Annotated in this window: 7 protein-coding genes; 2 read left to right on the plus strand and 5 right to left on the minus strand. The window is 67.3% G+C overall.

Annotated elements, in window-relative coordinates; genetic code table 11:
- Positions 1-265: 265 nt before the first annotated feature.
- A complete protein-coding gene (locus SY1_RS02180; protein WP_243440563.1) occupies positions 266-907 on the minus strand; it encodes an IMPACT family protein in 642 nt (213 codons plus the stop codon).
- Between the two features lies 1 nt (position 908).
- Positions 909-1406: an HIT family protein gene (locus tag SY1_RS02185; RefSeq protein ID WP_015556034.1), complete on the minus strand. Its 498-nt coding sequence runs from the start codon at positions 1404-1406 to the stop codon at positions 909-911.
- Between the two features lie 85 nt (positions 1407-1491).
- Between SY1_RS02185 and SY1_RS02190 the strand changes: the two genes are divergently transcribed.
- Complete coding sequence (locus tag SY1_RS02190) at positions 1492-2211, plus strand: L-fuculose-phosphate aldolase (protein ID WP_015556035.1); 720 nt, start codon at positions 1492-1494, stop codon at positions 2209-2211.
- On the plus strand, positions 2189-5830 hold the full coding sequence (locus SY1_RS02195; protein WP_015556036.1) for a UvrD-helicase domain-containing protein: 3642 nt from the start codon (positions 2189-2191) through the stop codon (positions 5828-5830). Before SY1_RS02190 ends, SY1_RS02195 begins: the two co-directional genes overlap by 23 nt.
- A gap of 71 nt (positions 5831-5901) precedes the next feature.
- Here SY1_RS02195 and thiT read toward each other — a convergent pair whose 3' ends face one another.
- The 3 genes from thiT to SY1_RS02210 all read right to left on the minus strand — a co-directional run.
- Positions 5902-6447: an energy-coupled thiamine transporter ThiT gene (thiT, locus tag SY1_RS02200; protein WP_015556037.1), complete on the minus strand. Its 546-nt coding sequence runs from the start codon at positions 6445-6447 to the stop codon at positions 5902-5904.
- A 414-nt stretch (positions 6448-6861) separates the two neighbouring features.
- Positions 6862-8232 carry a CCA tRNA nucleotidyltransferase gene (locus SY1_RS02205; protein ID WP_015556038.1) on the minus strand — a complete coding sequence of 457 codons (1371 nt, stop codon included), beginning with the start codon at positions 8230-8232 and terminating at the stop codon, positions 6862-6864.
- 269 nt (positions 8233-8501) lie between these two features.
- Positions 8502-10363: ankyrin repeat domain-containing protein (locus tag SY1_RS02210; RefSeq protein ID WP_208872595.1), on the minus strand; the 1862-nt coding region annotated here is incomplete at its 5' end.

Consider the following 10363-nt stretch of genomic DNA (forward strand, 5'->3'; position numbering starts at 1 on the left):
AGACGCAAATTAGTATAAGCGTAAAAAACCGTTGATCTTTACTGATTAATGACTTAATGACGGGAAGCCCGACTGCGGGGAGGCGCCAGCCGTTGTGCTCCCGGAGGCCGGAATGGAAACGAAGCGGGACCTCCCGTCGCTCAGGTCCGGCAATCGGTTGGCCTGGCGTGGAGGTCCCGCGTTGGGGAGGTCGGGTGAGGGAAAGCGAACGGCGCCGCTGCCGCTTTTCTTCAGCGAGCGCGGCACGGGCCTGTGACGGGGCGCCTCACGGAGGGGCGCCCTCGTCGCGCCACGCCAGGACCGTTCCGCAGGCCGCCATCTCGGAGAGCGCCGCGGCCAGCCCCGCCGCGCGCGAGCGCGGGACGCGGGTGTGGACCAGGACTTCCTCGCCGTAGGTCCACTGCGCCTCCTCCCCGGCGCCCCAGTCCTCCAGGAGGCGGGTCACCGGGCCGATGGCGGGATAGGGGAGGCGCACCGAGAGGGGGCGCGACAGGACACGCCGCACGGGACAAGCAGCGGCTACGGCCAGGTCCGCCGCGCCGCTGTAGGCCTCGATGAGCCCACGAACGCCCAGTTTGATGCCGCCGAAGTAGCGCGTCACGACGACGAGGAGGTTCACCATGCCGGAGCGCTTCAAGGCCCCCAGGATGGGGCGTCCCGCCGTCCCTGAGGGCTCTCCGGCGTCGCTGCTGAACTCGACCGCCGGGTCCGGGCCCAAGAGGCAGGCCCAGCAGTTGTGGGTCGCGTCGCGGTGCGCGGCCTGCACCCGGGCCAGGGCGGTCCGGGCCTCCCCCTCGCTGCGGCAGGGGTCGAGTCGGGCGATGAAGATCGAGCGCCGGACCTTCGTCTCGGCCTCCGCCGACGACAGGGGCTCCAGGTACTCGTCCGGAACGGTTCTTCCGGGCACGTCAGACCATCATCTCCTCGTTCCACACCGTCCGCAGGCGGCGGTAGGTGTCCTCGATGGCCTCGGACACCACGCGCGTCTCGGAGAGCACGGGCATGAAGTTGCAGTCGCCCGTCCAGCGCGGAACGATGTGGCGGTGCAGGTGCCCGGCCACGCCGGCGCCCGCGGGCTTCCCCAGGTTCATGCCCAGGTTGAAGCCGTCCGGGTGCATCAGCTTGCCCAGCACCTTCACCGCGTGGGCGGTGAAGCGGTGCATCTCCCGCACCTCCTGCTCGGTCAGGGACTGGTAGTCGCTGGTGTGCCGGAAGGGGAGCACCATCATGTGCCCGGGGTTGTAGGGGTAGAGGTTCATGATCACGTAACAGGCTTCGCCGCGGTGCAGGATGAAGCGTTCCTCGTCCCGGCGCTCCGCCGGGAAGGCGCAGAAGATGCAGCCCTCCCCTTCGGGTTTGGGAGCGCTGATGTAGTCCATTCGCCACGTCGCATAGAGCTGCTGCATGTTCGTCACTCCTTTGCTTCTTCGTCAGGCCGGCGGCCCTCAAGGGGACCGGCTCGTTCTTCAGGGCGTAAACCTATTCTAACAGATGGGGCGTCCCGTCCGCTATAATTTAATTACAGGAAGCAGGAAGGGGGAGATCGTCACGCTGCTCGAACGCGAACGAAACGCCGTCGTGGAGTACGGCCGCAGGCTGGTGGAGCGCGGCCTCACGCGGGGCACGGGGGGAAACGTCAGCGTCCTGAGCCGGGAGAGGCGGCTGTTTGCCGTCAGTCCCTCCGGCATGGACTACTTCGAGACGAGGCCGGAGGACGTGGTGGTCCTGGACATGGAAGGGAACGTCGCGGACGGAGCCCGCAGGCCCTCCAGCGAGGTGGAGATGCACCGCCTGATCTACCTCGAACGGGAGGACGTCGGGGCCGTCGTGCACACCCACTCCGTCTACGCCACGGCCGTCTCCTGCACGCGGGAGGCCCAGGCGGGGGGGCTGCCGCCCGTGCACTGCGCGGCAGCCCTGGCCGGCGGCGACGTGCGCTGCACGGCCTACTACCCCTTTGGCACCCGGGAGCTGGCGGAGGCGGCCTGTGAGGGGATGCGGGGACGCTTTGCGGTGCTGCTGGGGAACCATGGCGTCCTGGCCGCAGGGTCGGACGTTGGCCATGCCTTCGCCCTGGCGGAACAGTTGGAGTTCGCCTGCGAGGTTTTGGTCCACGCGGCGGCCGTCGGCACGCCGGCGCTGCTCTCCTCCTCGGACCTGCTGGCTGCGCGGGAGAGGTTCCGCGACTATGGACAGGGACGCCGCGAGTAGCTTCTGGGACGGGGCACTGCTGCCCGATGGGACGCCGGAGGGCCAGCGTGCGGCGGTCACGTCCTCCGACGGCCTCATCACGGTGGGGGCCGGGGCCGGGACAGGCAAGACCTGGGTCCTTTCCAACCGCTACGCGCGCCTGCTCCTGACGGACGCGGACTGCCTGCCCTGCGACATCCTGACCCTGACCTACACGGACGCCGCCGCCGGGGAGATGCGCCGCCGCATCGAGGATCGCGTCCGTGCCCTGATGGACGTGCCGGACGCCCCCGTCAGTCAGGAGCGTCGTCGGGAGGTTCTGGAGGGCTTCAGCGAGGCGTGGATTTCGACGATCCACGCCTTTGCCGCCCGCCTCGTCCGGGAGTCGGGGCTGGCGCTGGACGTCGATCCGCGCTCCGCCGTGGTCTCCGGACCTCAGACGGAGCGCTTCTGGGCGCGGGTGCGCGACGCCCTGGAGGAGGCCGGCCTGGGAGAGCTGGCCGACGCCTGCGGGAGCTCCCATCTTCGGGCTGTTGCCCGCGAGCTGGACCAGGACCCGCTGATCTCCGCCGCCGTGGGACGATGGGGGGCCGAGGCGCTGAAGGACCTGGCGCGGGAGGCGGCGGAGCTCCACGCGGACCTGGGGCACCGCTGGGAGGACATGATGCGCTGGGGCGATGAGGCTCTGAGGGAGGACGACCCCCAGGCGCGGGCGGCGGGCCGGGAGGTCCTGGCGCTGCTGCGCCTCTCGTGGCGCCGTGCCTGGGCGACGTGGCGCGACGTCTTCGACGCCCTGGCGGAGGACATCCGCGCCGCGGGGGCGGCGGCTCAGGCCAGCGGCAGGAACGTCCCCGACCGGCTCCTGATGGAATTCATGGAGCGCTGGGAGGGTCGGCTGTCGGGGCCGGAGGCGGCGGACGACGAGCTCCGCACCTTCTACCTGGAGGTCATGGATCGGGAGCGCCTCAAGGGTGGGAACAGCGGCCTGTTGAAGAAGGTGAAGGAAGTGCTGGGGACGACGCTTGGCGCGTGGCAGGAGGCGGAGGAGGACGAGGGGACCCCGGCGCTCTCCGCCCCGTCGCCGGACGCGCCCCTGCCGGAGCCGGAACGGCTCATGCGGTCCGCCCTGCTTCGGTTCTGCGCGGCGGCCTGGGGGCTGTGGGACGCGGAGCGCCGCCGGCGGGGCCTGCTCTCCTTCTCCGACATGATCCTTCAGGCCAGGGCGGCCGTGGAGTCCGGGAAGGCCCAGCGGACCTTCCGCCACATCCTGGTGGACGAGTTTCAGGACACGGACCCGCTGCAGTTTGGCATGATCGAGACGCTGCGGCATGAGGGCGTGCGTTCGCTCTTCGCCGTCGGGGACCCCAAGCAGTCGATCTACGGCTTCCGCCACGCGGAACCCTCCCTGTTCGCCGAGGCCATCGGCCGGGCGGACGCGCGGGTGACGCTGGACGTCAGCTTTCGGACGCGGGGAGCGCTCCTGACGCGGCTCAACGACCTCTTTGCCCATATTTGGCGCGACGGGCTGGGGACCTCGGAGGCGATGTCGCGCCTCGAGTTCGAGCCCCTGTCTCCGGCGGGGTCCGGAGAGCGGGGAGCCGGGACGACGGCACCCTTCTCCGTCCTGCTGGCGGTGAAGGAGGGGCGCGCGGTCCTGGGGGCCCGAAGGCGACTGGCCGGGGCGCTGGCCCGCCGCGTGGCCCGCTGGGTGGAGGAGGGCCGCACCGTGTGGGACAAGGGGCTGAACGCCCTCCGCCCCCTGCGGTACGGGGACTTCGCCGTCCTGGCGCGGACGCGGGGAAGCCACGAGCTCCTGGAGGACGCCTTCGCCGCGGCGGGGGTCCCCGCCGTGCAGGACCGCAGCCGGGACTACTTCAGCCGCGGGGAGGTGACGGACGTGATCTGCCTCCTGCGCGCGGCGGAGGACTGGGAGGACGGCGCGGCCGTGTTCGGCTGGCTGATGTCGCCCTTCTCCGGCGTCCCGATCGACGAGGCCCGGCGCTGCCTCGAGCGGATCGGAGGGACGCTCCGGACCGGACGAGGGGTCATGGAAGCCCTGAAGGAGGCGCTTCCCGATGCGGCCGCCCGCCTGGAGAGGACCTCCCTCATCGGCCGGAGGAACGGTCCCGCGGCGATCCTGTCCCCCCTGGACCGGGACCGGCGCTGGCTGGCGAACCTCCCTGAGAAGGAGAGGCTGCGCGCGCTGAGGAACGTCCGCCGGGCCGTGGCCATCGCGCGCTCCTTCCAGCGGGGGAGCGCCTCCAGCCTGGCCGCCTGCGCGGACTGGATGGACCGCGCACTGCGCCGCGGCGTGGACATGGAGGAGCCGGCCTGGCACGGCGAGGGCGTGAACGCCGTCCTGCTGTCCACGGTCCACGCCTCTAAGGGGCTGGAGTACCCCGTGGTGGCGATCTTCGACACCGCGAAACGGAGGAGGCCCCGCACGCTCTGCCCGTCGCGGACGCTGGGCGCGGCCTTCGCGGACCTGCCGGACGAGCTGTCCGCGTCCCGGCCCTCTGCCCGTGAGCCCCTGAGCATGGCCTGGGAACGGGCGCTGACGCGCCAGGGCGAGAGGGAGGAGGACCTGCGCCTCCTCTACGTGGCGGCGACCCGGGCGCAGGACTCCCTGATCCACTGCGGCCTCGTGACGTTCGGGAAAGAGGGGAGCGCGCCGGCGGAGAAGGGAGGCTGGACGAGCATCGTGCTGGACTGGATGCAGGGGCGCGGCGACTGCGGCCCGGACCTGACGGGCCCTGACGTGGAGCTGATCCCCTCCGGCGATGGGGCCCAGCCCGCTGGAAAGCCCCAGCGGGCCGTGCCGACGCCGGCCCCCGTCGCTGTGGCGCGTCCGGATTCGGGGACGAGGGAGCTGGCGGTCCTGTCCGCCACGTCCTTCTCCCTGATGGAGTGGTGTCCTCTGGCCTGGCGGCGGCGCTACCGGCAGGGGCTGGACCTGGCCTGGGAGGCGCCGCGGGGCGCGGCGGAGGAGGACGGGCGCGGCGGGTCGGACCTGGGCAGTCTGGCGCACTGGATCCTGGCGCGGTGGCCCTCCGCGGAGGGCGACGCCGAGGCGGAGCTGGAACGCTGGCTGACGGACCCCAGGGCGCTGCGGTCCCTGCCGACGCTGCTTCGGGACGTGTGGCGGGAGGAGGAAAACCGAAACGCCCTTCGCCCGTGGCTCCTGCACTTTGTCGGCTCCGAGGCTGGGGTCATGGTGCGGGGCGCGCTGCCCCTTGGGGCGCGACGGGAGGCGGGCTTCAGGGTGGAGGTGGGGGGGCTGGCCCTCTCCGGGGCCATGGACGTGGTGTGGCGCGAGGGGGAGATCTGGCGCGTTCTGGACTACAAAGTCACGCTGATGCAAAACGCTCCGGAGGAGCTCTATAGCGCGCAGTTGGACCTCTACGCCCTGGCGGCTCGGAAGGGCGCGGAGCTGGCCGGGGCGCCCTGCAGACGGGTGGAGGCGGGGCTCGTGTTCCTGAGGGAGAGGAGTCCCCTGCGGATGCGGAAGGTCGAGGACTGGGAGGCGATCGAGGGCCGCGTGCGTGCCGCGGCCCGTCTGGGGGCCGTGCGGGACCTGCCTCCGCGGGAGGAGCACTGCCCGCGGTGCCCATGGCGGTCCTCCTGCCCGGCGGCCCGGTGAAATTATAGCGCGAATGTGGGGGGGCGGTGCGCCGCCCCCCTTGCTATCAGGCGCCGCTGCGGCCCGGCTGACTACCTTTTCGGCAGGGCCCGTTCCAGCGCCTTCCAGAGCAGCCACGCGGCCACAGCGGACAGGAGGTACTTCGCGCCCAGGGTGGGAGCGTTGTAGAGGAGGGAGTAGACCCAGGGGTTCTGCCCCTTGGGCGCGTACTGGGCGAAGAAGATGGCCCCCGCCACGACGTGGCAGCCCGTCTGGGCCAGGAACCCCAGCACCAGGCCCATCGCCTGCCCCAAGGGCTTCTTGCAGGAGAAGGCTGCGGCGAGGCCCGTCATGGCGTAGGCCAGGGGATACTCCAGCACGACCTGCACGGGGTGGACGATGTAGCCGCCCAGCAGGACCTTGACGACGCCGGCCAGCGCTCCGGCCGCGACGCCCCACCTCAGGCCCCTGCGCCAGGCGAAGATGAAGAGCGGTGCCAGCCCCGCGTCGACGGAGCCGCCGTTCGGCAGGGCGAACAGGTTGACCTTGGACAGGACGACGGCGAGGGCGATGCAGAGGGCCCCCTCGACCATGGCTGCCGTAGCGCTGCGGATGCTGGCTGCATTGGAATTGGACATGAAAAAACCTCCCAAACGTTGAGATATAGGGAACGTCCCAGTGGGAGGCATGATGGGCGCGGGGCATTGCGGGCTCCACGCACGACCGTCTTCCTACGCCGGCATTATCCGGGTCAGGTTCCAGGGTCGAGGCCCTGCGGCCTCCTCTCAGCGCTTGCTCCCCTGGGTCGTCCTTCATAATAGTACCTCGACGGGCGGGTTTGTCAAGGAGTTCTGTCCCTTCCTACGAATCCGGATCGTTCCGCATTGCCCTTGCTGGGTGACCATGCCAAGCGGGACATACGATCATCCTGGAAATGCGTAAAAAAGCGCAAATCCCCTTTCGCCTCGGCTACTAGGGTCGTTCGACAGTCCGGGTGCTTTCATCCCCGGCAGATGCCGTATCGTCTCTCACATTTTCCCTTCCCACTTTGTTCAACTCGCCGGACCGTCCAGCCCTGGCATAACGTCGTGCCGCAGGAGCTCCAGCAGCGCTTCGCGTTCGTTCGGAACGCGTTCCTCGACGACTGCGTCCAGCAGTGCCCTGAGGGCTTTCCCGATACCGGGTCCGCGGTACCCCAGCTCCATGATGTCGCCGCCTCGCACGGCGAGGTCCTTCAAGGAGAAGCACGCGTTCTCCGCCTCCAGTTCCGCCAGGAGCTCCTCGAACCGAACGCAGGCCGCCATGGCCTTGCCGCACGTCTCCACCTTGTGCCCCGCGATGTCCGCCCGCCGCAGCGCCAGCAGGTCGTGGAAGACATCGACCCCGAGGTTCGACACCATGCGCCGCACCGTTCGGCGCGACGGGGTGTCCGTCAGGATGTCGCCGTGGTGCTCCACCAGCGTCACGACGCGCCGCCGTATCTCGTCGGAGAACCGTAGACGCGCCATGATATCTCTCGCAATCTCCGCGCTTCGCGCGGCGTGCCCGTAAAAGTGTCCTATGCCCGCTGCGTCGACAGTATAACACGCGGGCTTCCCCAAGTCGTGCAGCAGCGCCGCGAGCCGCAGGATCGGGACTGCCGGCGCTGCCTCCACGACGGCGATGGTGTGTTTCCAGACGTCGAGGTGGTGGTGACGGTTGTTCTGCCGGAACCCGACGGTCGGCGCGATCTCCGGGGCCGCGACGGACAGTACGTTCCAGAACTTGCGCAGCACAGGCCCGACGTGCACACCGCAGAGCATCTTCACCAGCTCCGCGCGCGTCCGCTCCACCGCGATGTCCCTTAGCAGGTCCTTCTCCATGTGCATGACGAGTGCCGTGTCGGGCTCGATGTCCCAACCGAACACGGCGGCGAACCGAAGCCCGCGGAGGATGCGCAGCCCGTCCTCTCGGAACCGTTCGGCCGGATCCCCGACCGCGCGCAACACTCCGGACCGGATATCGTTCGCGCCGCCGAACGGGTCGAGCAACCGGCCATCGGCATTGAGCGCCATAGCATTGACGGTGAAGTCTCGGCAGGCGAGGTCCTCCTCGATCGTCGCGGCACCGCCGCGGAACGTCGTTATCTCGACAGGCGTCCCGTCCACCGACGTCATGACGGTATCGTGCCGCAGTCCGGGCTTCGCGGCGAGGCGCCCGCCGAGGATGCTTCGGACGTGTTCCGGCGCCGCATTCGTGGCGATGTCCCAGTCCGACGGCGCGCAGTCGAGTATCGCCCGGACCGACGCGGGGTCGGACGGGTTCTGCGGGGTCCCGATCAACGGGACGAGGCTGTCGCGCACGCAGCCGCCGACTGGGTAAGCGTCGAACCCCGCGTGTCTCAACGCTGCGACGGCCTTCAGTGCGGCCGGTGTGATTTCCATATCCTTACTCCTTCCTCAGCTTTGAAAATGCAGGCGGGCTGCAGCCGTTCGGCGACGTCCGTCGTGCCCTGGATGGCAGACAGGATGTGTCCTCCATTCGCTTGTAGGCGTCGGGCGCCTCGTCCAGCGTGTCCTGCGATTCTGTGGGATGAAGGGAGACGGCGTGAGCCGTCTCCGTTTTTCCTGCACCGTGCCGCCGCCTGAGTTTTCAATCCAGCAGCCTCAGCAAACTCGTGAACGGAGGGCCTGCATCGGCCCTTCGTTCTCTTTTAATTTTGTCCGGCCTTGTCCTCCAGCAGCTTCAACGCCCCTGTGTCCTTGAGTTTTTCATTCTCCCGCGCGTAATCGAGGGCCGTTTTGCCCTCGTTGTCCTTTGCTTTCGCGTCCGCTCCAGCCTCCAGCAGTACAGTCAGGACTTCCGGGTTTGAGTTGTTTTGGGCCGCAGGCATCAACGGCGTCACTCCATCTTTGTTTTTGGCGTTGACGTCCGCTCCGGCTTCTATCAAGACCTTTAGGACTTCCGGGTGGGGGTTGTATCGGGCCGCAGCTATCAACGCCGTCGACCCATCTTCGCGTCTTGCGTTGACGTCCGCGCCGGCCTCCAGCAGCACCTTCAGAACTTCCGGGTTTGTGTTGTCTCGGGCCGCATACATCAACGGCGTCGACCCATTTTCACGTCTTGCGTTGACGTCCGCGCCGGCCTCCAGCAGCACCTTCAGGACTTCCGGGTTTTTGTTCTGTTCGGCCGCAGCCATTAACGGCGTCCACTCATCTTTGTCTTTGGCGTTGACGTCCGCGCCGGCTTCTATCAAGACCCTCAGGACTTCCGGGTGTGGGTTCCTGTACGCAGCAGCCATCAATGGCGTCGTTCCATCGGTGTTTTTGGCGTTGACGTCCGCGCCAGCCGCTATCAAAACCTTCAAGACTTCCGGGGTGTTATATCGGGCCGCATCTCTCAACGGCGTCGACCCATTTTCACGTCTTGCGTTGAGGTCCGCGCCGGCCTCCAGCAGCACCTTCAGGACTTCCGGGTTTTTGTTCTGTTCGGCCGCATGCATCAACGGCGTCAACCCATATCTGTTTTTGGCGTTGACGTCCGCTCCGGCCCCTATCAAGACCCTCAGGACTTCCGGGTTTTTGTTCTGTTTGGCCGCAAACATCAACGGCGTCCATGGCGTCCACCAATCTTCGTTTTTGGCGTTGACGTCCGCCCCGGCTTGAATCAATTGCCGTACCTTTTCGGGTTCCGCGTTGCCGGCTATCGCCAGCAGCTCTTCCGTCGGGGATGAATTCGTCCTTTCCTCCAGCAGCTTCAGCGCCTCTGTGTCCTTGAGTTTTTCATTCTCCAGCGCGTAATCGAGGGCTGTTTTGCCCACGTTGTTCTTTGCCTTCGCGTCCGCGCCAGCTTCTATCAAGACTTTCAGGACTTCCGGGTTTGTGTTATGCCAGGCAGCAGCCATCAACGGCGTCCACCCATCTTTGTTTTGGGCGTTGACGTCTGCTCCGGCTTCTATCAAGACCTTCAGGACTTCCGGGTTCGAGTTGTATAGGGCCGCAAACATCAACGGCGTCAAATCAAATTTGTTTTTGGCGTTGATGTCTGCTCCTGCCTCCATCAAGACCTTCAGGACTTCCGGGTTGGGATTGTTGCCTACCGCAAGCATCAACGGCGTCAACCCATCTTTGTTCTTCGCGTTGACGTCCGCTCCGGCTTCTATCAAGACCTTCAGGACTTCCGGGGTGTTCTTAATCGCCGCAAACATCAACGGCATCGACCCATCTTCATGTCTTGCGTTGATGTCCGCTCCAGCCTCCAGCAGCGTAGTCAGGACTTCTGGATTTGAGTTATTGTATGCCGCAAGCATCAATGGCGTCACTCCATCTTTGTTTTTGGCGTTGACGTCCGCTCCGTCCTGGATCAGCTGCCATACCTTTCCGGGTCCCGCGTTGCCGGCTATCTCCAGCAGCTCTTCCGTTTTTGTGTCTGCGGCGCCTGCCTGTCCCGCGAAAAGCGCCAGCAGCAACAAGAACAAAAAGACGAACCCTGAAACACTGCGAGTGTGTAAAGTAGACTTCTTCACCAACGTGCTCCTCTCCCTTCCAGTTTTGTTGCACCGTGCCGCCGTCTGCG

Source organism: Fretibacterium fastidiosum (genome assembly GCF_000210715.1).
Lineage (GTDB): Bacteria > Synergistota > Synergistia > Synergistales > Aminobacteriaceae > Fretibacterium > Fretibacterium fastidiosum.